Origin of the sequence: Streptosporangium jomthongense, assembly GCF_042650425.1 — a bacterium.
GTDB lineage: Bacteria > Actinomycetota > Actinomycetes > Streptosporangiales > Streptosporangiaceae > Streptosporangium.
This window is the reverse complement of record NZ_JBHSBC010000020.1, coordinates 125,507-150,215: the sequence shown is the minus strand read 5'-3', so window position 1 is coordinate 150,215 and position 24,709 is coordinate 125,507. Positions and strand designations below refer to the sequence as shown.

The 24,709-nt window shown below is 68.9% G+C and carries 21 protein-coding genes and 1 tRNA gene; 8 read left to right on the top strand and 14 right to left on the bottom strand.

The window, feature by feature from the left end:
• Positions 1 to 153: 153 nt before the first annotated feature.
• Positions 154 to 708, bottom strand: a complete 555-nt coding sequence (locus ACFOYY_RS20750) for a TIGR03086 family metal-binding protein (RefSeq protein ID WP_362917151.1) — start codon at positions 706 to 708, stop codon at positions 154 to 156.
• Between ACFOYY_RS20750 and ACFOYY_RS20745 the strand changes: the two genes are divergently transcribed.
• Positions 707 to 1,534: a helix-turn-helix domain-containing protein gene (locus ACFOYY_RS20745; protein ID WP_352013609.1), complete on the top strand. Its 828-nt coding sequence runs from the start codon at positions 707 to 709 to the stop codon at positions 1,532 to 1,534. The two genes, ACFOYY_RS20750 and ACFOYY_RS20745, sit on opposite strands and share 2 nt — an antisense overlap.
• Positions 1,535 to 1,604: 70 nt before the next feature.
• Here ACFOYY_RS20745 and ACFOYY_RS20740 read toward each other — a convergent pair whose 3' ends face one another.
• Positions 1,605 to 2,090 (bottom strand): hypothetical protein, encoded by a 486-nt coding sequence (locus ACFOYY_RS20740; protein WP_386190921.1) that lies wholly within the window; start codon positions 2,088 to 2,090, stop codon positions 1,605 to 1,607.
• Positions 2,087 to 2,611: an RNA polymerase sigma factor gene (locus ACFOYY_RS20735; protein ID WP_352013611.1), complete on the bottom strand. Its 525-nt coding sequence runs from the start codon at positions 2,609 to 2,611 to the stop codon at positions 2,087 to 2,089. The genes ACFOYY_RS20740 and ACFOYY_RS20735 overlap by 4 nt, the downstream gene beginning before the upstream one ends.
• A 194-nt stretch (positions 2,612 to 2,805) precedes the next feature.
• On the opposite strand from ACFOYY_RS20735, the gene ACFOYY_RS20730 reads away from it, so the two are divergent.
• The 6 genes from ACFOYY_RS20730 to ACFOYY_RS20705 all read left to right on the top strand — a co-directional run bounded on the left by ACFOYY_RS20730 (position 2,806) and on the right by ACFOYY_RS20705 (position 8,844).
• Complete coding sequence (locus tag ACFOYY_RS20730) at positions 2,806 to 4,125, top strand: AAA family ATPase (RefSeq protein ID WP_386190917.1); 1,320 nt, start codon at positions 2,806 to 2,808, stop codon at positions 4,123 to 4,125.
• Positions 4,122 to 5,315: a tetratricopeptide repeat protein gene (locus ACFOYY_RS20725; protein WP_386190914.1), complete on the top strand. Its 1,194-nt coding sequence runs from the start codon at positions 4,122 to 4,124 to the stop codon at positions 5,313 to 5,315. Before ACFOYY_RS20730 ends, ACFOYY_RS20725 begins: the two co-directional genes overlap by 4 nt.
• A 98-nt stretch (positions 5,316 to 5,413) precedes the next feature.
• Positions 5,414 to 5,887, top strand: a complete 474-nt coding sequence (locus ACFOYY_RS20720) for an iron chaperone (RefSeq protein WP_386190912.1) — start codon at positions 5,414 to 5,416, stop codon at positions 5,885 to 5,887.
• A gap of 778 nt (positions 5,888 to 6,665) precedes the next feature.
• On the top strand, positions 6,666 to 7,478 hold the full coding sequence (locus tag ACFOYY_RS20715) for an SDR family NAD(P)-dependent oxidoreductase (protein WP_386190909.1): 813 nt from the start codon (positions 6,666 to 6,668) through the stop codon (positions 7,476 to 7,478).
• Between the two features lie 261 nt (positions 7,479 to 7,739).
• The gene (locus ACFOYY_RS20710; RefSeq protein WP_352013617.1) at positions 7,740 to 8,339 is read left to right on the top strand and encodes a DUF1707 SHOCT-like domain-containing protein; all 600 of its coding nucleotides are present in this window, start codon (positions 7,740 to 7,742) and stop codon (positions 8,337 to 8,339) included.
• Positions 8,340 to 8,388: 49 nt separating this feature from the next.
• Complete coding sequence (locus ACFOYY_RS20705; protein WP_386190907.1) at positions 8,389 to 8,844, top strand: SRPBCC family protein; 456 nt, start codon at positions 8,389 to 8,391, stop codon at positions 8,842 to 8,844.
• A 526-nt stretch (positions 8,845 to 9,370) separates the two neighbouring features.
• Here the strand turns inward: ACFOYY_RS20705 and ACFOYY_RS20700 are convergent.
• Positions 9,371 to 9,874 carry a hypothetical protein gene (locus ACFOYY_RS20700; protein ID WP_386190904.1) on the bottom strand — a complete coding sequence of 168 codons (504 nt, stop codon included), beginning with the start codon at positions 9,872 to 9,874 and terminating at the stop codon, positions 9,371 to 9,373.
• 805 nt (positions 9,875 to 10,679) lie between these two features.
• Here ACFOYY_RS20700 and ACFOYY_RS20695 point away from each other — a divergent pair.
• Positions 10,680 to 11,303 carry a DUF6518 family protein gene (locus tag ACFOYY_RS20695; protein WP_386190901.1) on the top strand — a complete coding sequence of 208 codons (624 nt, stop codon included), beginning with the start codon at positions 10,680 to 10,682 and terminating at the stop codon, positions 11,301 to 11,303.
• Positions 11,304 to 11,688: 385 nt separating this feature from the next.
• On the opposite strand, the gene ACFOYY_RS20690 is transcribed toward ACFOYY_RS20695, so the two are convergent.
• The 10 genes from ACFOYY_RS20690 to dnaA form a co-directional block, all read right to left on the bottom strand.
• A tRNA-Ile gene (locus ACFOYY_RS20690) sits at positions 11,689 to 11,762 on the bottom strand.
• A gap of 147 nt (positions 11,763 to 11,909) precedes the next feature.
• Entirely contained in the window at positions 11,910 to 12,581 is a 672-nt protein-coding gene (locus ACFOYY_RS20685) for a DUF3566 domain-containing protein (RefSeq protein WP_386190898.1), read from the bottom strand.
• A 72-nt stretch (positions 12,582 to 12,653) separates the two neighbouring features.
• Positions 12,654 to 15,146 (bottom strand): DNA gyrase subunit A, encoded by a 2,493-nt coding sequence (gene gyrA / locus ACFOYY_RS20680; RefSeq protein WP_352013622.1) that lies wholly within the window; start codon positions 15,144 to 15,146, stop codon positions 12,654 to 12,656.
• A gap of 42 nt (positions 15,147 to 15,188) precedes the next feature.
• Entirely contained in the window at positions 15,189 to 17,135 is a 1,947-nt protein-coding gene (gene gyrB / locus ACFOYY_RS20675) for a DNA topoisomerase (ATP-hydrolyzing) subunit B (protein ID WP_362917173.1), read from the bottom strand.
• A 301-nt stretch (positions 17,136 to 17,436) separates the two neighbouring features.
• A complete protein-coding gene (locus tag ACFOYY_RS20670; protein WP_386190894.1) occupies positions 17,437 to 18,042 on the bottom strand; it encodes a DUF721 domain-containing protein in 606 nt (201 codons plus the stop codon).
• Complete coding sequence (gene recF, locus ACFOYY_RS20665) at positions 18,032 to 19,207, bottom strand: DNA replication/repair protein RecF (RefSeq protein WP_352013625.1); 1,176 nt, start codon at positions 19,205 to 19,207, stop codon at positions 18,032 to 18,034. Before recF ends, ACFOYY_RS20670 begins: the two co-directional genes overlap by 11 nt.
• 45 nt (positions 19,208 to 19,252) lie before the next feature.
• Positions 19,253 to 20,194, bottom strand: coding sequence for a phosphogluconate dehydrogenase (NAD(+)-dependent, decarboxylating) (gene gnd / locus ACFOYY_RS20660; protein WP_386190891.1), 942 nt, complete (start codon positions 20,192 to 20,194; stop codon positions 19,253 to 19,255).
• A 13-nt stretch (positions 20,195 to 20,207) separates the two neighbouring features.
• The gene (locus ACFOYY_RS20655; RefSeq protein WP_386190888.1) at positions 20,208 to 20,966 is read right to left on the bottom strand and encodes a 3-keto-5-aminohexanoate cleavage protein; all 759 of its coding nucleotides are present in this window, start codon (positions 20,964 to 20,966) and stop codon (positions 20,208 to 20,210) included.
• Between the two features lie 10 nt (positions 20,967 to 20,976).
• The gene (gene dnaN, locus ACFOYY_RS20650) at positions 20,977 to 22,116 is read right to left on the bottom strand and encodes a DNA polymerase III subunit beta (RefSeq protein WP_352013628.1); all 1,140 of its coding nucleotides are present in this window, start codon (positions 22,114 to 22,116) and stop codon (positions 20,977 to 20,979) included.
• A gap of 573 nt (positions 22,117 to 22,689) precedes the next feature.
• Positions 22,690 to 24,453 carry a chromosomal replication initiator protein DnaA gene (gene dnaA, locus ACFOYY_RS20645; protein ID WP_362917181.1) on the bottom strand — a complete coding sequence of 588 codons (1,764 nt, stop codon included), beginning with the start codon at positions 24,451 to 24,453 and terminating at the stop codon, positions 22,690 to 22,692.
• Between the last annotated feature and the right edge of the window lie 256 nt (positions 24,454 to 24,709).

Here is a 24,709-nt window from a genome sequence, read left to right as displayed (position 1 = left end):
TGCCGTTCCTCAGCCTGCGGCCCCGTTGTCCCAGGGTTGCCGATCGCCCTGGAACAACCGGCCACGCCGTACGGGCGAAGCGCGGTTCCTCAGCCGACGGCCCGTTGCCCCAGGACCGTCACCTGCCTCAACCCCTGTCGCCCCGGGGCCGCCTCACGGCTTCCAGGCCGGGTCCCTGCCGATGAGGCCGAGCAGCCGGTCGAACGGCGGGGCGTCGTCGGGCACCGCGACCGGCGGCCCGAAGGCGCCGCGCTTCCTGCCCATCTCCGCCATCTGCCCGGTGAAGTCCAGCGCCCGCTCGACCGCCTCGGCGTCCGGCTCGTACGGCTCGCCGACCGCTCTGGACAGGTCCCAGCCGTGCACGACCATGTCGACGAGGAACATGTGGGCCAGCGTGGTCATCGGCATGCCCATGGCGGGGCTGACCCCCTCCCACACCTCAGGGCGCGACCAGACGGCCAGGGTGCGCTCGGCCCGCTCGGGGAAGTCACCCGCGTACGGCCCCTGCTCGACGCGCGGCCCGCCCTCGCCCACCGACTCGAACATCTCGGCCACCCACTCAAGGTGGTTGATCAGGCCTCTGACGTCGAACTCCGCACACGGCGTGGGGTCTCCCAGCCTCTCCTGTCCCGCTGTACGGACCACAGTGCGGACCAGGTCGGCGGTCTGTTCGGTGGCACGCCTCATCAGCGGCATCATGTCGTCCATGGCAGCCATCCTGCCCGGCTCGTCGGGAACGCGGCTTGTAGAAACGCGACAGCGCGGCTGGGTCGACCCGTACGCGGGTCTCGACGCCTTCGCCTTCGCCCGCCACGCGCCCGCCCCCGGCCTGGCGGCCCACGTGGACCACTTCTGGGTCGTCACGTGGACCGGCCTGGCCGAGCCGTACGAGCAGCGCATCGTCTCGCACCCGACCGTGAACATGGTGATCACCGAGGACTTCCACCGGGTCGTGGGCGTGATCAGGGGCGGGTTCTCCTACACGATGCGTGGCAGCGGCCGGGTGCTCGGCACGCGCTTCGTGCCCGGTGGCTTCCGGACGTTCCTCGGCGCGCCGGTCTCCACGCTGACCGACCGTTTCACGGAGATCGGCGAGATGTTCGGCGCGGCGGGCACGACCCTGGTCGAGCGGGTCCTGGCCGAGCCCGACGCGCGGGCCGCGATCACGCTCGTCGAGGAGCTCCTGCTCGGTCTGGAGCCTGAGCGGGACCCGCTCGCCGAGGAGGCCGCGGCGCTGGTCGCGCTGGCGGAGGACGACCCCTCGATGACCAGGGTCGACGAGCTGGCCGCCAGGTCGGGGCGGTCGACGCGCTCGCTGCAACGGCTGTTCCGCGACCACGTCGGCGTCGGCCCCAAGTGGGTGATCCGCCGTTTCCGGCTGCACGAGGCCGCCGAACGGATCTATCAGGGCCTCGACCTGGCCACGTTGGCCGCCGAACTCGGCTACACCGACCAGGCCCACCTGACCCGCGACTTCACCGCCGCGGTCGGCATGCCCCCTTCGGCCTACGCCCGCCTCGGCCGACGCCCCTGACCTCTCTCGGGACGCTCGGCCCTTCCCGCGCGGCCGGTCAGGGCCTCTGGTCAGGGTCTCGCCGGTCCTCTCACCCCCCGCCCTCGCCGGTCAGCTCCCGGACCCGCCGCAGCAACGCGGCCCTGCGGGCGTGAGCCCGTACGGCCAGCGCCAGCGCCACCGCGACGAACACCCCGCCGACCGCCAGCGCGGCCCCGGCCCCTCCGCCACGTTGGACGGCCGCGACCACCAGCACAGCGGTCGTGGCGACGGCGGCGGCCAGTCCGATCCAGGCCGCGATCACCCGGTCTACGGCGAACAGCGGCACCCGGCGTGTCACCAGCCATCCGCCGTATCCCGCCCAGGCCACACAGCACACCGTGAACACGGCGAAGGCCAGCCGGGTACGGCCCGGCAGCGGTCCGGGCTCGCCCAGCCACAGCGCGCCGACGAAGGCCGTGCCGACCGACCCCGCCAGCAGCGCCGTCACGGCCCGCATCCGCCGGCCCTTGGACAGGGCCGACTCCAGCCCCTCGATCGTCTCCCGCGCCGACATGCGCGGCTCCTCCTCGGTCATGCCCGGTACCCCTTCCTCTCCAGATGCTCACGCGACAGCCGACGGGCCCGGTTCAGCCGGGACTTGACCGTGCCGACGGGGACCTGGCAGATCCGTGCGCAGTCCTCGATCGACAGGTCCTCCAGGTAGAAGAGGACGAGGATCTCCCGCTCCGGCACCGGCAGCTCCGCCAGGAGACCCACCAGTTCGGCGCGGTCGACCAGAGCCTCGACCGGGTCCTCGACGATCGCCCTGTCCGCCGCGAGCGCCTCGTGCTCCCTGGCGTACCGGCCGCGCAGCCGGTCTGTCACCGACCGGCGTGCGATGGTGAACAGCCAGGGCGCGAACCTGTCGGGTTCCCGCAGCCGGGGCAGGCCACGGACCACGGCCAGCCAGACCTCCTGGGCCACGTCGTCGGCCCGCTCGGCGTCCAGCATGCGCCGCACATAGGTCCACACCGGCACCCGCCAGCGGTCGACCAGTTCCGCGAGCGCCGCCCGCTCACCCAGCTGGGCCCGCACCACGAGTAGTTCGTCGGTCATCGCGTCCTCCTGTCACCCTGCACAGTCGGACGGCGGAGCGATCAGGTTCACGGACACACAACCGGGCCTTCCACCTGGTATCGGGTGATGGTTCACGTGGAACAACCGGAAGCCGTCCCGAGATTCGCAAGATCACGCCTCCGCGCCCCCTGGTAGGTTGACGCCGGAACCAGGACAGAAGGGATGTGTCTCCTGTGCTCGACGATGCCGGTCTCCAGGCTCTCCGCGAGGCCGCCCGTTTCTCCCCGGACAACCTCCCGCTGCGGCGGCACCTGGCCGACCAGCTTCTCACCAAGGGATACCTCGCCGAGGCCGAGGCGGAGTACCGCGCGGCGCTCATGCTGGCACCCCAGGACCCGGACATCACAACCGGCCTGGCGGAGGCGTTCACCCGGCAGAGCGCGTACGGCGCGGCGCTGTCGATCCTGGAGCCGCACCTGGCGCGGGCCGGTTACCCGCCACGGATGGGCGTGATCGCGGCCAGGGCACTGCTCGGTGAGGGCGAGACGGCCGGTGCGGCCCGCCGCTACCACGAGGCGGTCTCCCGCGACCCCTCGGTCGCCGCCCCCGACCTGGCCGCCCGGCTCGCGGCGCCGCCGCAGCCCGTGACGGCGCCGCCGAGCCCGCCTCGGGAGGCCGACTCGGAGGTCGAACGCTCCCGGTTCACCTTCGCCGACGTGGCGGGCATGGAGGCGGTCAAGGAGACACTGCGCCTCAAGCTCCTGCTGCCCGTGCAGCAGCCGGAGCTGTTCGCCGCGTTCGGCAAGCGGGCGGGCGGCGGAGTGCTGCTCTACGGCCCGCCGGGCGCGGGCAAGACACACCTGGCCAGGGCCGCGGCCGGTGAGCTCGGCGCGGCGTTCGTCAGCGTCGGTCTGGCCGACATCCTGGACATGTACATCGGCTCCAGCGAACGCAACCTGCGCGCGGTGTTCGAGATGGCCCGCCGCAACCGGCCCTGCGTGCTGTTCTTCGACGAGGTCGACGCGCTCGCCGCCCGCCGGTCCGACATGCGCCAGGCGCACAACCGTCAGATCGTCAACCAGTTCCTGGCCGAACTCGACGGTGTGGACGACGGCGCCAACGAGGGGGTCCTGGTACTGGCGGCCACGAACGCTCCCTGGTACGTGGACGTGGCCTTCCGCAGGCCCGGCCGATTCGACCAGCTCGTGTTCGTACCGCCGCCCGACCCGGCCGCGCGCGCCGCCATCCTGCGCATCATGTGCCGGGACAAGCCGCTGGCCGAGATGGACTTCGACGCGGTGGCCCGGATCACCGACAGCTTCACCGGCGCCGACCTCAAGGGGGTGGTCGACCGCGCCGTCGAGGCCAAGCTCCAGCAGTCGATCAGCGCGGGCCGCATGATCCCCCTGGTCACGGCCGACCTGGTCACCGCCGTCGGCCAGGTCAGGCCGACCGCCGTACGCGAGTGGCTGACCACCGCCCGCAACTACGTGCTGCACGCCAACGAGTCCGGCGGCTGGGACGAGCTGATGCCGTGGATCAAGCGCATATGACGCCCGTCCAGGTCGCGCTCGAACGCGCGCGTGGCCTGCTCGGCCTGAACCGTCCGGTCGAGGCCGCCAGGGAACTGCGCGGCGCCGTCGCCGAGGACCCGCAGCATCCGACCGCGCACGCCCTGCTCGCCATAGCCCTGGCCGAACAGGGCGAGGTGGCCGAGGCCGCCGCCGAAGCCGGCGAGGCCGTACGGCTCGCGCCCGACTCCTGGTTCACGCACTACGCCGCCGGACAGGTCCACCACCGCTCAGGCCGGGCCGACCGGGCGCTCCCCGCCGTCACCGCCTCGCTGGAGCTGAACCCCGAGTACGCCCCCACCTGGGAGTTGCTGGCCCGGGTGCACATACGGAGCGGCCGGTGGAGCAAGGCGGCGAAGGCGGCACGTCAGGGGTTGGGTCTCGATCCCGAGGACCCCGACCTGGCGAGCCTGCTGGCGGTCGCCCTGGTCATGCTCGGTGACGCGGCCGAGGCCGTGCCCGCCGCGGCGCTGGCCGTACGCCTCGATCCGGAGAGCGCCGCGGCGCACCTGGCCTACGGCCGCGCGCACCTGGCCTTCGGCGACCCCGGGGTGGCCGCGGACGCCTTCCGCGAGACACTGCGGCTCAACCCGAGCTTCGACCACGCCAGGGACCTGCTCGTCCTGGCGCTCAAACGCCGCAATCCCCTCTACCGGCTGCTGACCCGGCTGCGCGGCAGGTTTCGCGGCGGCCTGCGTCTGGCGCTGCTGCTGCCCCTGGCGCCGCCGCTCATCGCCGTCTTCGTGCTCATCGCGGTCCTGCACTGGGCGGCGTGGGTCGCCGAGGCCTGGGCGACGCTGCGCCTGTACCGAGGCCGTACGACCCGGCTGCTGCTCGAAGGCACCCAGGTCCGGGTGGCGGCGCTCTGCTGCGTGCTCCCGGTCGTGGGCGCGGCGCTGCTGACGTCGGGCGTGCTGGCCGGCCTCGAAGTGGTGGGTACGGCGGGTGCCGCGGTCATGGCCCTGGTCACCCCCGTCCAGGAGGCGGCCCACACCGGCTCCCGCCCCGCCCGGCTCCTCCTGTACGGCTGGGCGACCCTGCTCGCCCTCGCCGTCGTCGTGTCACTGCTCCTGGCGACGACCACCGTCGCCCTGCTGACCACCTACGCCTCACTCGCCACGATCTGGCTCGCGACCGCCCCCCGCCGCCTGGCGCACCGCGCCGCAGGCTGAGCCTCGCGGCAACCGGTCAGTTTTGGAGAAGCCGTCATGGCTTCGGGTTCCTAGGATGAGATTGTTCAGATCGAGCACCTTCTGAGAGGAAATCTGCCATGAAGGGCACCCAGTCGTCCGCCACCAACACCGAAGCCGCCGAGAAGTACGACGGGTTCACGGCCGAGGAGCGGGACGCGATGAAGGAGCGCGCCAAGGAGCTGAAGGCCTCCTCCAAGCGTGGCTCCCGAGCCCCCAAGGTGGACCCGGAGGTCGAGGTGCTCGCGAAGATCGCCGAGATGGAGGGAACGGACCGCGCCATCGCCGAGCGGCTCCACGACATCGTCAAGAGCAACGCCCCCGCCCTCTCCTCGAAGCTCTGGTACGGCATGCCGGCGTACGCCAGGGACGGCAAGATCGTCTGTTTCTTCCAGCCCGCGCAGAAGTTCAAGGCGAGGTACGCCACGCTCGGCTTCAACGACCCCGCGACCCTCGACGACGGCACCATGTGGCCCACCGCCTTCGCCCTGACCGACCTGACCCCCGAGACCGAAGTCCGGATCGCCGCCCTCATCAAGAAGGCCGCCGGCTGAGGCATCCCGCCTCCCCGCTGTCGCGTGGCTTCCTGGCGCGTACGGGCTCCACATGTCCACGCGCCGGCCGCCTCCGGCAACACGACACCACGAGTTCCGGCACGGAGCCGCCGGACCGTGCCCGGCCTCGCCGGAGGCGACGTGCCCGAGGTGGGGACCACACTCGATTCCGGGCCTGCCGGCCGTACGCTCGGCCACGTGGGGTTTCGGGCGCGTGGGGTTCCGGGTGCGAGAAAGGCGAAGGAACCGGCGCCCGGATCGGGCGGTGCGCGGTACGGCTGTGGCTCAGGCCGTCATCTTCCTCCCTGTTTTCCTCGTTTCCACGGCCGAATCGGTGAACACCGGCCGCGTCCCCTACCGGAACCGACGGAACGGCCCGGCCATGTGGTTCGGCGTCGAACGTGACATGCCGACGATGCTCGAAGCTCCCAGAGCGGACGTCGTGATCTCGGTGATCAATTCGTCCTCCGGAAGCTTCTTCACATAAATGGAAAGCCTCGGCAGGCCGCAGGAAATCCGGTTCGAACCGCATCCCTGACGGCTTCCCGGTCACGGCCGGTTCGCCCGTCGAGCCCTGGTGATCAAAGAGCTAGAGTAATCCGAGGAAAGATCATTCCTGGCAGGGTTTCGTCTCCTCTCTCACCGGCTGCACAGATATGCCTTGACCGTACGATCAAAGATCACCCGGATGGGCCCGGTTTCGCCGGTCGCCTCATCACCGTCCGGCGAATCACGGCGTAGCGCGCGGCGATGAGCAGGAAGCACCGGAAGGAAAACAGTGGATTACTACGCCCATCGGGTGGCTGTGATCACGGGGGCGGGCTCGGGAATCGGTCGCGCGCTGGCCGTGAACCTGGCTCGGCGGGGCACGAGGCTGGCGCTGTCCGACCAGAACGCCGAGGCGGTGGCCGAAACCGCGCGACGCTGTCAGCGGTTCGGCGCGCGGGTGCTCACGGACACGGTCGACGTGACCGACCGGCAGGCGGTTCTCCGCCATTCGGCCGCCGTCCACGAGGAATTCGGCCGTGTCGACATGGTCTTCTGCGTGGCAGGTGTCATCCACACCGGAAGGCTGATCAACTCCGAATTCAGTGACTTCGATCACGTGCTGAACGTCAATTTGCTGGGCGTGGTCAACACGGCCAAAACGTTTCTGCCTCTTCTGATCTCTTCGGGAGGCGGGCACGTCGTGACCGTTTCCAGTGCGTTCGGATTCTTCTCGGCGCCGTGCTACACCGCCTACAGCGCGTCGAAGTTCGCGGTGCGTGGATTCAGCGAGTCACTGCGACAGGAGATGCGACTCGACGGGCACCCTGTTTCGGTGACGTGTGTCTATCCGGGCGGCGTCCGTACACCGATCATGCGGAACGGGCGGTTCGCGAAAGGCGAAGACTCCGCCGCCGTCACAAAGAGGTTCGACACGAAGGTCGCACGGATGGACGCCTCCAGGGCGGCCGCGATCATCCTGCTCGGCGTGAGGCGCCGGCAGGCACAGGTGTTCGTCGGAGCGGACGCCAAGATCGCATGGATCCTCGTTCGCGCACTGGGGTCCGCCTACCAGCGTTTGGTGCTCTGGGTCGGGCGGCGATGACCTACCGTTCCCCGATACCGAAAAGGCCGGGGAGACGGGTGCGGCAGACCGCCGACCGAGGCCTTTGGCGGTGAACGGCAAGAGACGCGCCCGAGCTCGTCGCCGAGGAGGCAGCAGACGTCCTGAAGTCCGCCTGACCTCTCCTTCCTGACCACGGAAGCGGCCGAACACGGGCGCCGCATGCCGCGTCCTCCCCGTGATGAACGGTGAGCACCGGAACGAGGGGTCCGGCTTCTCCTCCCTTTTCGTATCATCGACCATATGACCGGTGAGCCCTCACACCCCGTCCACTCCGGCGAATGGCGCGTCTCCCACACCGAACGCGAGGCGGTGGTGGAAAGGCTGAGCAAGGCGGCGGCCGATGGGCGCCTCGACCTCGCCGAGCTGGACGGGCGGCTGGAACGGGCGCTGACCGCCAGGACATACGCCGACCTCGCGCCTCTGACGGCGGACCTTCCCCCTGACGTTCCATCGGCCCCGAGAAAGCCGCTGGTCCTCCAGGGGGGTCTCGGTGGCGTCACCCGAGCCGGCCACTGGCAGGTGCCCGCGAAGGTGGTCGCGTCCGGCGGCATGGGTGGGGTCAAACTCGACTTCACCCAGGCCGGTTGTGATCTGCCCGAGGTCGAGCTGGAGGTGCACGGCCAGGCGGGCGGTGTCACGGTCATCGTTCCCGACGGCTGGGCCGTGGAGACCGTCGAGGTGAATCCGGGCCTCGGTGGCCTGAAGGACAAAGTCACCTCTCCCCGGCTCCCGGGCGCACCGCTGATCCGCATGAGCGGCACCGGTGGCGCGGGAGGTGTGGTCATCCGTCATCCCAACAGCTGGGAACGCCGGAAGCTGAAGCGGGAGCAGTCGCGGTGACGGGGATCTCCGGGTAAGCCGCGCACGAGCGCACGGGACGAGGCCGACGGTGAACTTCGAGGTCGTCACACATGTCATGGCGCCGCCGGAACGGGTCTTCGACATATCGCTGGACGTGGACGTCCACTCCGCCTCAATGGCGGGATCCGCGGAGGAGGCGGTCGACGGTGTGACCGCCGGTGGCATGCGGCTGGGCGACACCGTCACATGGCGGGCGCGGCACTTCGGCCTCCACTGGAGGATGACGTCCACGATCAGCGCCTACGACCGCCCCGCATACTTCGTCGACGAGCAGGTGTCAGGCCCCTTCGAGCGCTGGTACCACGCCCACCGTTTTCACGGTGACGACCACGGCGGCACGGTGATGAGCGACATCGTCGAGTTCGCCGCGCCTCTCGGCCCCCTCGGAAGAGCCGCCGAACTGCTGGTACTCCGCCATTACATGCCCAGGTTGATCCACATGCGGAACCAGTACATCAAGCGGGTCGCGGAAAGCGCTCCGTGACCGCGTCCGCCGCGTGATCACCACCACGAGAACCACGACCACGAGACCGGCCCGATCGCATGTTCAGCGGCACACGGCCGCCTCGCTGCTCAAGAGGCTCAGGATCACGCACGGGGTCTCAAAAGACGAGGAGACCATTCGAATGAGCCCGTCATAGCGAAACGCCCCGGAATCTGCCCGCTCCGAGGCGTTTATCGATGGGGCTACCAGGATTTGAACCTGGGGCCTCTCCCTTATCAGGGAATCACAAATACTCTGGACTTTGAGAGAACCGCCCTCCGACCAGGGATTTAGCGTCCTCCAACGTCCGTGCGAGTTCCCCGGCGTTGTCACGCGGTTAGGGCACGCAAGACCCCGACCGCGTGTGCGGGGGCACGTGAGGATCTGCCCGCCCCACCTGACGGCCTTGGGACCGTTCCCCGCGCCGGGGAGCGCCTGACGCGTCGGTCAGCACCACGGCGAGGGCGAAGGTCCGTACCGGGGTGCCGAGAGCCGTCGTGTTCCGCCGTGGCCAAACGCTACCCGGCTACGTTCGGCTCTGCCGTACCAGAGAACCGCTGAACGCCCCCGTGACTGTTCCGAGGATGGTGTAGTTCGCCTGGATCTCCATTCTTTCCTGACCGGTCAGCCGGACACTCATTGTCAGATCCGCCAGGCAGGTCTGCCCCGATGGCGCGTTGGCCGGGGCGCCGGTGGTTCCGGCCTTCAAAACGAGGTGGTCGCCGTTGACCTCGGCGAGCTGCCAGCTACGTGAGCAGCCGGCCTCCTGACCCCAGTCGACGGCACGCTGGTCCGCGACGGTGTCGCCGACACTGCCCTGCTTTATCGTTATCTCGTCAGTTCCCGCCCCTTTTCCCTCCCTGGTGGGGTCGGGGAAGGTCATTGTGACCTGCCCCCTCCAGGTGCCGAGGTACTGCTCCGGCACAGCGCTGCTCCTGTCGCCGCTCTGGGGGAGCAGCCACGCCAGCAGGCTCACCACGAGCGCCAGCACGCCGGTGATCGCGGCGATGACTCCTGCACGCTCACCCACGTTCTGGCCCAGGAAAAGGGACCAGGAGACGCGCTTCCTTTTTCCAGAAGGGGTGTCACCGGGGTGAGGTTTCTCGGAGGCCTCGCCTGTTTCGGAGAGGCCTGTTCGCTCATTCTGGAGAGGAGGTACGGACCCGGCGGGGTCAGGATCCGTGGAAACCTCCGGCGCACTGTCGTTTCCGTCTGCCTGGTCAGCGGACTCGCATAACTCTTCCTTGCGGGATTCACTGGACTCTCTCGGTCCGGATTCCGGCATATCCGTTTCCAGCTTTCAATAGATGACGCTTCCCAGGTTTATCGAACACCTAGCGGCGTTGCCCTGTCAGTACGTTGATCGGGTCCAGTGGTCGGCGACGAACAGGGCGGCGTCGGGGGGATCCCGGTCCTGACGCCGCCCACCCCGTCAGCTTCCGGGGTCCATTCACGTGGCCGTACAGGCCCGACGCTCGGGTCACAGGGGGTCACACCCGGCCGCGACTCCCTTGACCAGCGCGAACAGAGAGGGTGCGACCGACGGGCGGGTCACGCCCCTCCTGAAGGCTTCACCCCTGTTCCTCCAGGGGGTCACGGGGTTCACACCCCCAACCCGGCCCGAGGGGACCGCCGGGACCCGGGCGTGAGAGTCCAACAGGGGGTCGGGCAAAGGGGGAGCCAGTCCGTCCGCACGGTTTCGTACCAGGTGGCCATCGCCGCCTTCGCCCTCCAAGAGGAGATCACGGCCGCGCGGCACCGAACTGGTATACCTGCTTGTCGGTATAGTTGCGATTTGTCGGTATCCCCTGAGGGGAGACAGGGGGATCTTCCTGATGGGCAGCCGCTTCGGCCCGGTAGCAAAGCTCAGCGGTTCGTGGGCAGCCGCGCTCCTGGCGGGCCTGGGACTCGGTGTTGTCACCAATCTGGCCCAGGGCTGGCTTCCTGGCGCCTGGAACCAGGTCGCCAACTCCGGTGCTGTCTGGTGTGTCCCGGCGTTCGTCGTCGGCGCCCTGCTTGCCGACTGGGCGTCGGCGCGGTCGGCTGCCACCGCCGGCCTGTGTGCCTCGATCGGTCTGGTCGTTGGGTACTACGGGTACGCGGAGTTCGGCCGTGACGGCATGGGCAGCCTCACCTATCCGCTGATCTGGCTCGCGATGGCGGTCGTCAGCGGCCCGTTGTTCGGCGTGGCCGGGCTGTGGTGGCGGAACGGACGTACCGTACGTCACCGTGTCATCGGCCTCGCCGCGCTGGGAGGCGTCTTCGGGATGGAGAGCATCATGTATGCCTTCGTCCTGCACTACGCCCCGCAGGCATGGGCCTGCCTGGCCGTCTTCGTCCTCGCACCGCTGCTGATGGCACGTCGAGGAGAACGGACGCCGACCCTGCTGACGGCCCTGGTCCTCGCGGCGCTGGCGTACCTGGTCGTCTCATTGCCACTTCAACACGTGTCGGCATGAAGTGAATCGCGGACCGCGGACACGGTAAGCCAGGCCATGTCAGCCGACCACGGCTTCGGCTTCACTGAGTCAGTTCCCTCATCCCTGTTCGGACGCCGCTCAGGCGACTCCACCAACGTCCGCCGGGCCCCCTTCGCGAGCTACGGCACGGCTTCGTCTCGCCGCTGCCAGACCCCGGTGTCCCCCTGGAGGAGATCTCTCGCCTGGTGGGCCACAGCGGCACGGCCGTCACGGAACGGGTTTACCACAAGCGGATCCGCCCGGTTCTCCAGAGTGATGGCCATGAACCGCGTCTTTGAGACCTGATCGGAAACGGTGGTCACGCGAAAAGCAGAAGGGCCGCCATCCGAAGATCGGAAAGCGGCCTTTTCGCTGTTCAGAAAGGTGGGGCTACCAGGACTTGAACCTGGGACCTCTTCCTTATCAGGGAAGCGCTCTAACCGACTGAGCTATAGCCCCTTGCGACACGAAGAACGGTATCGCATCCCGCTTTGGGAGGCGAATCCGTTCGGTCGAACAGGGAAAAGCTTACCCTGTCCCGACACCAGCTCGCGCCATGTCCCCGGCCCCACTCCTGGGGCGGCACCGGGGACACGACGGCGGTGGTTACTCGGCCTCGCTGAAGGTGACCTCGATGCCGCCGACCAGGTCGGAGGCGATGTTGTAGATCACCGCACCCAGAGTGGACAGAGCCGTGATCAGGACGACGTTCACAGCCCCGATCAGGGCGGTGTATCCGAGGATGCGGACCGGCTCGAACCAGGAGGCGACGTTGAAACCGTTCGCGGACGGCTTGCCGTCGGAGACGGTGAACTGGTTGACCGTCTGGATGATGCTGTCGAACACGCCGAGGCTGTTCAGCACCATGTAGAGCACCGCGACGGCGACGAACAGCACCACGAAGCAGACCAGGGAGACCACGAAGCTGAACTTCATGGCCGACCACGGCTCGACCCTGCGCAACACCAGGTGGGCCTTGCGCGGCGTACGCGGCGAGTTGTCGGAGGCCGGCTTCCTGGAGTCCTGCGACGGGGACGACAGGCCCGCGGGCGGGGGCGGGGGCGGCCCTCCCGAGGGTGACCAGGAGGAGTTTCCCTGCGGAGGGGTCGGACGGACGTGCACCGTGGTGTCGGGCACCTTGCCGTCCTCGGTGGTCGCCGTACCCGGCCTGCCCTTGCCGTCGGCCACCGGCTTGTCAGGCTCCGGGGCGGGCCTGCCACCCCCACCCGCTGACGGCTCACCCGCCTTGACAGGATCCGCTTCGACGGCTTTATCCATTTTCTCCGACACCTGATCACGTGTTGACGAGGACGCGGGTCGCGATCCTGGCCTTGACTGGGCGCTCACGGGCTACTCACCTTCCCCGTTTTCCTCAGTCTCCAAAGAGTCAGCGTTGCGGGCGAGAGCCACGACGCTGTCTCCATCGACCAGATTCATCAGACGCACCCCCATGGTCTGGCGACCAGACTGCTTGATCTCTCCTGCGCTGGTCCTGATCACCCCGCCGACGGACGTGATCGCGAAGACCTCGTCCTCCGGCCTGACCATGACCGCCCCGACCAGCTTGCCACGGGAACTGACGATCTTCGCGGTCAGGACACCCTTACCGCCTCGCCCCTGCACGGGGTACTGGTCGGCGGGTGTGCGCTTTGCATACCCACCCTCGGTGGCGACCAACACATCTTCGCCGTCGGCGATGCGGTTCATCGCCAGCAGCTCGTCACCGTCGAGGAAACGCATGCCGATCACGCCGCTGGTCGCCCGGCCCATCGGCCGCAGGGCCTCGTCGGAGGCGGTGAAGCGGATCGACTGGGCTCCGCGCGAGATCAGCAGGAGGTCGTCCTCCTCGGAGACAAGCCTGGCCGCGATCACTTCGTCATCTTCTCGCAGATTGATGGCAATGAGACCACCGGAACGCGGCGAGTCGTACTCGGAAAGGCGCGTCTTCTTCACCAGACCGCTACGGGTTGCCAGCACGAGGTACGGCGCGACCTCGTAGTCACGCAGGGCGAGCACCTCCATGACGACCTCGTCCGGCTGCATGGCCAGCAGGTTGGCCAGGTGCTGACCGCGGGCGTCCCTGCCCGAGTCGGGCAGCTCGTAGGCCTTGACCCGGTAGACCCGCCCCTTGTTCGTGAAGAACAGCAGCCAGTGGTGGGTCGTGGTGACGAAGAAGTGGTCGACGATGTCGTCCTGGCGCAGCTGCGCGCCCCGCACCCCCTTGCCGCCGCGCTTCTGCGCCCGGTAGAGGTCGGTGTTGGTGCGCTTGGCGTAGCCGCCGCGGGTGATCGTGACGACCATGTCCTCCTCGGCGAGGAGGTCCTCGATCGACATGTCGCCCTCGTAGGCGATGATCTCCGTCTTGCGCTCGTCGCCGTACTTGGCGGTGATCTCGGAGAGCTCGTCGAAGACGATGGTCCGCTGCCGCTCCGGCGAGGCCAGGATCTCCTGGTAGTCGATGATGTGCGCCATCAACGCGTCGTACTCGTCGGTGATCTGCTGGCGCTCCAGGGCGGCCAGCTTGCGCAGCTGCATGTCGAGGATGGCCTGCGCCTGGACCTGGTCGATCTCCAGCAGGGACATCAGGCCGCCCTGGGCGTCGGCCGCAGAGGGCGAACGCCGGATCAGCGCGATGACCTCGTCCATCCGGTCGAGCGCCTTGAGCAGCGCACGCAGGATGTGGGCCCGCTCCTCGGCCTTGCGCAGCAGGTAGCGGGTCCTGCGGACCACGACCTCGATCTGGTGGTCGACGTAGTGGCGGACGAACTGGTCGAGACGCAGGGTCCTGGGCACGCCGTCAACCAGCGCCAGCATGTTGGCGCCGAAGGTGGTCTGCAGCTGGGTGTGCTTGTAGAGGTTGTTCAGCACGACCTTGGCGACCGCGTCGCGCTTGAGCACGATGACCAGGCGCTGGCCGACCCGCGAGGAACTCTCGTCACGGACGTCGGCGATGCCGCTGATGCGGCCGTCCTTGACCGACTCCGCGATGGCCAGCGCGAGGTTGTCCGGGTTGACGATGTAGGGCAGCTCGGTGACGACCAGGCACTGACGGCCCTTGGCGTCCTCCTCGACCTCGACGATCGCCCGCATGGTGATCGAGCCGCGTCCGGTGCGGTAGGTGTCGTCGATGCCCCTGCGGCCCACGATCAGGGCGCCGGTGGGGAAGTCGGGGCCCTTGACCCGGGCGATCAGCTCCTCAAGGAGTTCGTCGTCGCTCGCGTCGGGGTTCTGCAGGGCCCACTTGACGCCGTCGGCCACCTCGCGCAGGTTGTGCGGCGGGATGTTCGTCGCCATGCCGACCGCGATGCCCGCCGAGCCGTTGACCAGCAGGTTCGGGAACCGCGACGGCAGGACCAGGGGCTCCTGGGAGCGGCCGTCGTAGTTGGGCTGGAAGTCGACGGTCTCCTTGTCGATGTCACGGATCATCTCCATGGCGATCGGCGCGAGCTTGCACTCGGTGTAGCGCATGGCGGCCGGCATGTCGTTGCCCGGCGATCCGAAGTTGCCCTGGCCGTCGACCAGGGTGTAGCGCAGCGCCCACGGCTGCGCGAGCCGTACGACCGTTCCGTAGATCGAGGAGTCGCCGTGCGGGTGGTAGGAACCCATCACGTCACCGACGACACGGGAGCACTTGAAGTAGCCGCGGTCGGGGCGGTAGCCGCCGTCGTACATGGCGTAGAGCACACGACGGTGCACCGGCTTGAGGCCGTCACGGACGTCGGGCAGCGCGCGGGACACGATGACGGACATCGCGTAGTCCATGTAGCTGCGCTGCATCTCCGACTGGATGTCGACGGGTTCGATGCGCTGGTGCTCCGCTGGCGGAGTGTTCACATCCGTCACTGGGATGGGTCCTTTACGAAAGAGAGGTCTGTACGGCTACCGCTACACATCGAGGAAACGGACGTCTCGCGCGTTCCTGATGATGAAGGAGCGGCGCGCCTCGACGTCCTCACCCATGAGGACGCTGAACAGCTCGTCGGCCTGGGCGGCGTCGTCGAGGGTGACCTGCAGGAGCACCCGGGTGTCGGGGTTCATCGTCGTGTCCCAGAGCTGGCCGGCGTTCATCTCGCCCAGACCCTTGAACCGCTGGATGCCGTCGTGCAGGCGCGGGTCGCGCTTGCCCCGCTGTATGCCGTCCTCGATGATCGCGTCACGCTCGCGGTCGGAGTAGGCGTAGGAGGCGTCCTCGCCCCTGCGGTCCCACTTGATCTTGTAGAGCGGCGGCTGGGAGAGGTAGACGTGCCCCGCCTCGATCAGCGGGCGCATGAAACGGAACAGCAGTGTCAGCAGCAGCGTGTTGATGTGCTGGCCGTCGACGTCGGCGTCCGCCATCAGGATGAGCTTGTGGTAGCGGAGTTTGGTGATGTCGAACTCGTCGTGGACCCCGGTGCCCATGGCGGTGATCAGCGCCTGGACCTCGGCGTTCTTCAGCACCTTGTCGATGCGGGCCTTCTCCACGTTCAGGATCTTGCCGCGGATGGGCAGGATGGCCTGGAACTTGGAGTCGCGGCCGCCCTTGGCCGAGCCGCCCGCCGAGTCACCCTCGACGATGAACAGCTCGCACTTCTCCGGGTCGCTCCACTGGCAGTCGGCCAGCTTGCCCGGCAGGCCGGAACCCGATTCGAGCAGCGACTTGCGCCGGGTGAGGTCGCGGGCCTGGCGGGCCGCGATGCGGGCGCGTGCGGCCTGCAGGGACTTGTTGATGATGTCCTTGGCCTCGCCGGGGTTGCGCTCGAACCAGTCGCGCAGGTGGTCGTTGCAGGCCTTCTGCACGAACGACTTGGCCTCGGTGTTGCCCAGCTTGGCCTTGGTCTGCCCCTCGAACTGCGGGTCGGCCAGCTTCACCGAGATGATCGCGGTCAGGCCCTCGCGGATGTCCTCACCGCTGAGGTTGTCGTCCTTGCCCTCCTTGAGGAACTTCTGCTCACGCGCGTAGCGGTTGACGATCGACGTCAGCGCCGCGCGGAAGCCCTCCTCGTGGGTGCCGCCCTCCGCGGTGTTGATGGTGTTGGCGAAGGTGTAGACCGACTCGGAGTAGGAGTTGTTCCACTGCATGGCGATCTCGACGGAGATGCCCTCGCCGTGCTCCTCGAAGTCGACCACCGAGACGTGCGCGGGTTCCTTCTTGGAGTTCAGGTGCCTGACGAAGTCGGCCAGGCCGCCCTCGTAGTGGTAGACGATCTCGACGGGTTCGTCGTTGACGGCGTGGTCCGGCCGCTCGTCGCGCAGTGAGATGGTCAGGCCCTTGTTCAGGAAGGCCATCTCCTGGAAGCGCCGGGAGAGCGTCTCGAAGTTCCACGTGGTGGTCTCGAAGATGGTGTCGTCGGCCCAGAAGGTGATCGAGGTGCCGGTCTCGTCGGTCGCCTCGCCCTTCGCCAGGGGAGCGGTCGGCTTGGAGTGGGAGTAGTTCTGCCGCCAGTAGTGGCCGTCGGTGCGGATCTCCACGTCCAGCGCCGTGGACAGGGCGTTCACCACCGAGACACCGACGCCGTGCAGACCGCCGGAGACGGCGTACGACTTGCTGTCGAACTTGCCTCCCGCGTGCAGCACGGTCAGGACGACCTCGACGGCGGGGCGGCCCTCCGCCTCGACGATGCCGACGGGAATGCCTCGGCCGTTGTCGACGACCCTGACGCCGTTGTCGGCGAGGAGGGTCACCTCGATCCGGTCGGCGTGCCCGGCCAGGGCCTCGTCGACGGAGTTGTCCACGACCTCGTAGACGAGGTGGTGGAGACCACGTTCACCGGTCGAGCCGATGTACATTCCCGGGCGCTTACGGACCGCCTCAAGTCCTTCGAGGACGGTGATTGAGCTAGCGTCGTAGGACAAGTGCGAAATCCTCCTGCCGCGGACACGCGGCGAACGGCCCTGTCGGCCCCGCCGTGCCCGTCACCGTCGTGAATGCCCCGATGCGCTCACCCGGGGGAAGTCGGCGCGGTGGCCGGGGTGACACGCAAGCGGACTGTGTCCGGAATTCGATTTCATTCTAGCGTCTCCGGACGTGTCGTGCGGCATTGACGGGCTCTGGAGGCCTCTGTCGCGCGTCGACCCTCTGCTTACGCATCCCCCTACAGGGAGGGGGGTAGCCGCGCCAGAAAGGCCGCTGATCCGTTTTCCGAGTTGTTGATCATCACCCATAGGTGTCGCCTGGGCCACGGCTCCCCGTGACACGCAGGCCACCGCTCGGCCGTGGCCCGTTCTGCGGCCCGCGCACCCGCACGCGCCGTACGGTCCCGTCGCCGAGCTCCTCGTTCAGCCGCCTGACGAGCGTGGCCGCGAGCAGCCTGACCTGGGTCGCCCAGGCCGTGGAGTCCGCGATCACCACGACCTCTCCCTCGGCGAAGGTCTCCGGTCTGGTGTGCGCGGCCAGGTCGACGCCGACGATCTCGTGCCAGCGGCCGAACACCCCGCCGACCGCGACCGGCCGCTCCCAGCCCCGGTCCGCGAGCAGGTCGGCGATGGCGCTGCCGAAAAGCCTCGGGTCGCCGCTGTCCCTGCGCTGGCCGTACGGCTTGCGCCGGGGCTCGCGGCGGGGGAGCTGGCCGCGCTTGGCGGCGTCGGCCTTGGCCTGGGCGAGCTTCTCCCTGGCCATCGCGGCGCCCTTGGCGGCGGTCGCCTTGGCCGCCTCCTGCCCGGCCTGCCGCGCGGGTCCCTTCCCGGTCCCCGCTGTGGACCCCCCCGCGGACCCCTCTGCGGGGCCCTGGGCGCGTCCTGCGGCCGGCTCCTCAGCGGACACGGGCCACGCTTCCCTCGGTCACGTCGAAGCGGGCGCCGATCAGCTCGGCGGGCACGTCGGCGGCGACGGCGGCGGTGATCAGCACCTGCTCGGCGGGCGCCACGATCTCGGCCAGGCGGCGGCGGCGCTGGCTGTCCAGCTCGGCGAAGACGTCGTCGAGGATCAGCACCGGGTCGCCGCCGTCGCTCCTGAGCAGGTCGTAGGCGGCCAGTCTGAGCGCGAGCGCGAACGACCACGACTCGCCGTGGCTGGCGTAGCCGCGCGCGGGCAGCTCGCCGAGGCCGAGGAACAGGTCGTCGCGGTGCGGGCCGACGAGGGTGACACCGCGTTCGAGCTCGGTGGCGCGCACGTCGAGCAGGGCGGCGCGGATGCGCCCCTCAAGGTCCTCCCCGGCCGTTTCCTCCGGTCCGTCCTCGGGCAGGGTGCCGCGGTAGTCGAGGACGGCCGGGGCCGAGGTGGGGGCGAGCGAGGCGTAGGCGGAGGCGACGAGCGGGCGCAGCTCCTCGATCAGCCCGAGACGGGCGGCGAGCAGCTCGGCGCCGAACTTCGCCAGGTGGGTGTCCCAGACCTCCAGCGTGCTCAGCGGGTCTCCCGCCCCGGCCGCGGCGAAGGCGGCGTCGCTCTCCGCCCGCCTTCCACTCCTGCCGCGCCGTGACTGCGCGGCCACCCGCAACAGGGCGCCGCGCTGCTTGAGCACCCGGTCGTAGTCGGCCCTGACCCCGGCGAACCGGGGGGCCCTGGCCACCAGCAGGTCGTCGAGATAGCGGCGGCGCTCACCGGGGTCGCCCTTGACCATGGCGAGGTCCTCGGGGGCGAACAGGACGGTGCGCAACATGCCGACCACGTCGCGCGGGCGGGAGACGGGCGAGCGGTTCAGCCTGGCCCGGTTGGCCCGGCCCGGGTTGATCTCCAGCTCGATCAGCGCCCGCCGGTCGTCACGCACGACGACCGAGCGCACGATCGCCCGCGCCGCGCCCTGCCGTACCAGGGGGCCGTCGGTCGCCACCCGGTGGCTGGAGTGGCTCGCCACGTAGCCCAGCGCCTCGACCAGGTTGGTCTTGCCCTGGCCGTTCGGGCCGACGAACGCCGTGACGCCCGGCTCAAGGCCGAGGTCGACGGCGTCGTAGGACCGGAAGTCGGTCAGCGCGAGATGGGCGACGTGCACCTCAGGAAGACTAGCCGCCCCCGTCCTTCACCGGCGCCTCGCCGGTCAACGGTCCGTCTCGACAGGGGGGACGACGTCGGCGCCGGGGGCGTCGGCGCCCTTGCCGGTCTGGCCCTCCTTCGAGGTGACCGCGTGCCCGCCGAACTGGTTGCGCAACGCCGCGACGACCTTCATGGCCGGGGAGTCGTCCTGGCGGGAGGCGAACCTGGCGTACAGCGCGGCGGTGATGACCGGCAGCGGGACGGCGTGGTCGACGGCCGCCTGGACCGTCCACCGGCCCTCGCCCGAGTCCTCGGCGTAGCCCCTCAGGTCGGCCAGCTCAGGGTCGTCGTCGAGCGCGCGCACCAGCAGGTCGAGCAGCCAGGAGCGGATGACGGTGCCGTGCCGCCAGCTGGAGAAGGCCCCTGCCACGTCGGTCACGACGTCGGAGGCCTCAAGCAGCTCCCAGCCCTCGGCGAAGGCCTGCATCATGCCGTACTCGATGCCGTTGTGGACCATCTTCGCGAAGTGCCCGGCGCCGACGGCTCCCGCGTGCACGAAGCCGCCGTCCTCCGGCTTGAGGGTCTCGAAGACCGGCATCAGGCGCTGAACGTCGTTGTCGGCGCCGCCGACCATGAGGGCGTAGCCGTTCTGCAGGCCCCAGACGCCGCCGCTCACCCCGCAGTCGACGAAGCCGACGCCCCGCTCGCCGAGCTGTGCGGCGTGCTTCTGGTCGTCGAGGTAGTGCGAGTTCCCGCCGTCGATCACGATGTCGCCGTCGGACAGCAGACCGCCAAGCTCCTCGACGGTGGCCTGGGTCGGCGCGCCCGCGGGCACCATGACCCACACCGCACGCGGCGCCTGGAGCCGTTCGACCAGCTCCTTCAGGCTGGAGACGTCACTGACCGCCGGGTCACGGTCGTAACCGACGACGTCGTGACCCCCGCGGCGCAGCCGCTCGGCCATGTTGCCGCCCATCTTGCCCAGCCCGACCATGCCGATCTGCATACGAGCACCCCCTTCAGGGTTCCATCATCCACCTGTCGCCGAGTCGCGCCAGCGCGAGCCGCACCAGGTGGGCGTTTCCTTCCACAGGGCCGCCGTCGGGGCTGTGGAGGACGTCCTCAAGGCCGATACGCGTGGCCAGACCCAGCTGCCCCGCTTCGTCCACGAGTATCCACGCCGGTCCCTCCTCGCCGTGGAGCAGCCTGGGGCCGGGTACGGCCAGCTCGTCGAGACGCCCGAGCACGGCCCGCGCCCGGGAGACCGCGGTCTCCTCGGCGCCGCCGATGATCTCGACGAGCACCCGTGCGCACCCGAGACCGGTCGCGGCGAGCGCCTCGGCGTCGTCGACGGACCAGACCCCGGCCTCGACGTCCACGCCGAGCCGCCGAAGATCATGCCACAGGCCGGGGAAGCCGGGTTCCGAGAGGTTCACCGAGGCGAAGTCTGGCCGGTCCTGTGGAGAGAGCGCCGCCCACCCCCCTACGGCCTCGCGCCTGGCGCCCTCGTCGCCCCCGGTCATCCACAGGCCCGTGCTCACCCCGACGGGCAGCCCGGGGCAGGCCAGCCGTACGGCCCGCACGGCCGCGCCGATGTGGACGGCGCTGAGAGACTCCCTGCCCGCCTCGTCGCGCGGGTGCATGTGCACAGCCGTCGCACCCGCCCCACGCGCCTCACGGGCCGCCTCAGCGAGCTCCAGAGGGGTCACAGGGACCGCGGGGTGCTCGTCGGGCCGTCTACCGCCGTTGAGACACGCCTTCAGCGTGATCCGGCTCACAGCCTGTGGATCAGCTCGACAGGCGGATGGGCATGATCAGGTAGCGGTAGTCGGGCACGCCCCCGTCGTCCACAGGCTTGCCGCCGGTGAGGATGGCGGGCTTGGTCGAGGTGGTCATCTGCAGTCTGGCCACGTCGGAGTCGATCGCGCCCAGCCCCTCAAGCAGGAACTGGTGGTTGAAGGCGATGTTGATGTCGTCGCCCTCGAAGTCGACCGGCAGCACCTCGACCGCCTGGGCCTCGTCGCCGCTGCCCGCCTCAAGGACGACCTCGCCGTCGCGGAAGGCCAGGCGCACCGGCGTGTTGCGCTCGGCGACCAGGGCCACGCGCTTGACGGCCTCGACGAAGGCGCCGGTCGCCAGGTCGGCCCTCGCGGAGAACTCGGTCGGCAGCAGCGAGCGGTACTTGGGGAACTCGGGGTCGAGCAGGCGGGTGGTCGTACGGCGGCCCGCGCTGGAGAAGCCGATCATGCCCTCGCCGGTCCCGCCGACGGAGCTCATCGCGATCTCGACCTCGGCGCCGGTGCTGCCCAGGGCCTTGGCCGCGTCGGCGAGGGTCTTGCCGGGGATCATGGCGACGGCGGAGAAGTCGGGCTGGCCCGGCTGCCACTTCAGCTCACGCACGGCCAGGCGGTAGCGGTCGGTCGCGGCGAGGGTGACGGTGTCGCCCTCGATCTCCATGCGCACGCCGGTCAGCATCGGCAGCGTGTCGTCCTTGCCCGCGGCGACGGCGACCTGGCCGACGGCGGAGGCGAACACGTCGCTGCCGACCCGGCCCGCGGCCGGCGGCATGGTCGGCAGGGAGGGGTAGTCCTCCACAGGCATGGTCAGCAGGGTGAACCGGGCACTGCCACAGGTGACGACCGCCTTGGCGCCCTCGACGACGAAGTCCACAGGCTGTGCGGGCAGCGCCCTGGTGATCTCGGCGAGCAGCTTGCCGGAGACCAGCACGACGCCGGCCTCACCGGTCTGGGGTTCGAGGGTCACCTCGGCGGACACCTCGTAGTCGAAGCCGGAGAGCTTCAGCTGCCCGCCGTCCGTCACCTCCAGGCGCATGCCGGCGAGCACCGGCACGGAAGGACGCGCCGGCAGGCTGCGTGCCGTCCAGGCGACGGCCTCGGCGAGCACGTCTCGCTCGATACGGAACATCACGGGGATCTGCCTCCTGTGTGTGAGCGCTGTCCGCTCGGTGCCTTGGGTTCAAGTGTTCACTGTCCCGCACCTGCGCTCCCCCGGAACCCTTCTGTGGGTCTTGAGTTCTCTAGTTAGAGATACAAGGGGTCATCGCATTAGGGGCGGTGGATACTGTGGAAATCCTGTGTTTCCGCAGATCAGACTAGGTTTTTTCATCCACCGGGGGTGTGGGTGGAGGGTGTGGAGAACTCGGCGGCCTGGGGAGAACCTCGCTGTACCCACAGGCCGTCCCCAGATCGAGGGGTCTTCATCCACCGGTTATCCACGAGGTTTCCCCAGGTTATCCACTGGGTAAGAGGTCGTTTTGTCCTTGTGGAAAACGCTCTTCACAGGGCGTCCCCAGGTTGTCCACGAGTTCTCCCCAAGTTGTCCCCAGGTTCTCCCCAGAGTTGTCCCCAGCTTGCTCAAACGTGTTGAAACCATCGAAACCGGCATGTTCACGGTGGAAACTCCTCCTCCATTGGTTGAGGCGGAGTCGTACATTTGATCCACAAGGTTTTCCACAGCCTGTGTATCGCGTCCGGGGAAAACTCATCCATTGCGCGACTGCTGCTTGATCCTGGTGGTCAGCTCGTTGACCTGGTTGTAGATCGAGCGGCGCTCGGCCATGAGGGAACGGATCTTCCGGTCGGCGTGCATGACCGTGGTGTGGTCGCGTCCACCGAACTGCTGGCCGATCTTGGGCAGCGACATGTCGGTCAGCTCCCTGCACAGATACATGGCGATCTGCCGGGCGGTGACCAGGACCCGCGAGCGCGACCCGCCGCACAGGTCGTCGATCGACAGGCCGAAGTAGGCCGCGGTCGAGGCCATGATCGTGGCGATCGTTATCTCGGAGCCCGCGTCCTCGGTGATCAGGTCCTTGAGCACGACCTCGGTGAGCTGCAGGTCGACCGACTGCCGGTTGAGGCTGGCGAACGCGGTGACCCTGATCAGCGCGCCCTCCAACTCGCGGATGTTGGTGGAGATCCGGCTCGCGATGTACTCCAGGACCTCGGGCGGCGCGGCCAGGCCCTCCTGGATGGCCTTCTTGCGCAGGATCGCGATGCGGGTCTCAAGCTCGGGCGGTTGCACGTCGGTGATCAGTCCCCACTCGAACCGGTTGCGCAGCCGGTCCTCCAGGGTGACCAGCTGCTTGGGGGCGCGGTCGCTGGAGATGACGATCTGCTTGTTGGCGTTGTGCAGGGTGTTGAAGGTGTGGAAGAACTCCTCCTGCGTCTGTTCCTTGCCCTCGAGGAACTGGATGTCGTCCACCAGCAGGATGTCCACAGCCCGGTAGCGTCCGCGGAAGTTGTCGGCCTTGTGGTCGCGGATGGAGTTGATGAAGTCGTTGGTGAACTCCTCCGAGCTGACGTATCTCACCCGGGCGCCGTCGTAGAGGCTCTGCGCGTAGTGGCCGATCGCGTGCAGCAGGTGCGTCTTGCCCAGTCCTGAGTCGCCGTAGATGAACAGCGGGTTGTAGGCCTTGGCCGGGGCCTCGGCGACGGCGACCGCCGCGGCGTGGGCGAAGCGGTTGCTCGATCCGATGACGAAGGTCTCGAAGGTGTACTTCGGGTTGAGCCTGGCGGGTTCCCCCTGCTGCTGGGTACGGCCTCCCCGGCCGTCCCATCTGTTCTGCACGGGGCCCGCGGCCTGCGGGGGCGAGGGGCGGTCGAAGTTGTTCTGCCCGTGCCGTTCGAACCCGTCGGACTCCTGGTGCGGGGGCGCGGGCTGCGGGGTGTAGCCGCCGCGGCCGTACCCGCCCCCCTGTTCCTGCGGGGCCGGCGCCGAGGGCTCCCCCGGGAGGAACGGCTGCTGCGCTCCGTCCTCACCCTGTTGATAACCGTAGTGACCCTGTGGGCCGTGCTGTGGATATTCGGTGGACGGCGTCGGCGCAGGTCCCTGCCCCTGGAAGGGGTTCTGCAGGCCGGAAGCGTTGTGGAGCTGGGGTGTCACGGGCTGTGCATAACCCTGCTGGGGACCCCCAGGCTGGGGATAACCGTGCGCGGGCGGCTGGGGATAACCGTCTCCTCTGGAGACCCCGGGGTCGGAACCGGCCGCGCTGGGGTCGACCATGACCGCGACCCGCATGGGGCGGCCGAACTCCTGGGAGAGCGCGTGGCTGATCAGGGGGCGGAGCTTGTTCTCCAGGACGTCCCTGGCGAAGTCCGTCGGGGCGGCGAGGACCACGGTGTCGTTCATGAGGCCGAACGGGCGGGTCATGCCGAGCCAGACCCGTTGCTGGGAGGGGACGCTCGCGTTGAGGGAGTTCTCCAACGCCCGTTCCCACACCTCGCTGAGGTCCAAGTTGTCCATGCCCGGCCATCCTCCTGTCGACGCGGTCACCGCACCTGCTCACCGCGATCTGTTATCCACACCGATGGCCGCCGGGCACATCGGATTCCCCTGTTTTCCACATGTCGGAGCCCCTGCTGCCCGTCCGGGGTCGCCGCTCGGAATCCACATCGAATCCACACCGCATCCACATGCTGTGCACAGCCCCACGGCCGCCGCCAGACACGCCCGGGCAGTGGTGACAAGGGGTTGGAGGGGCCGACAGTAGCCCTGTCCA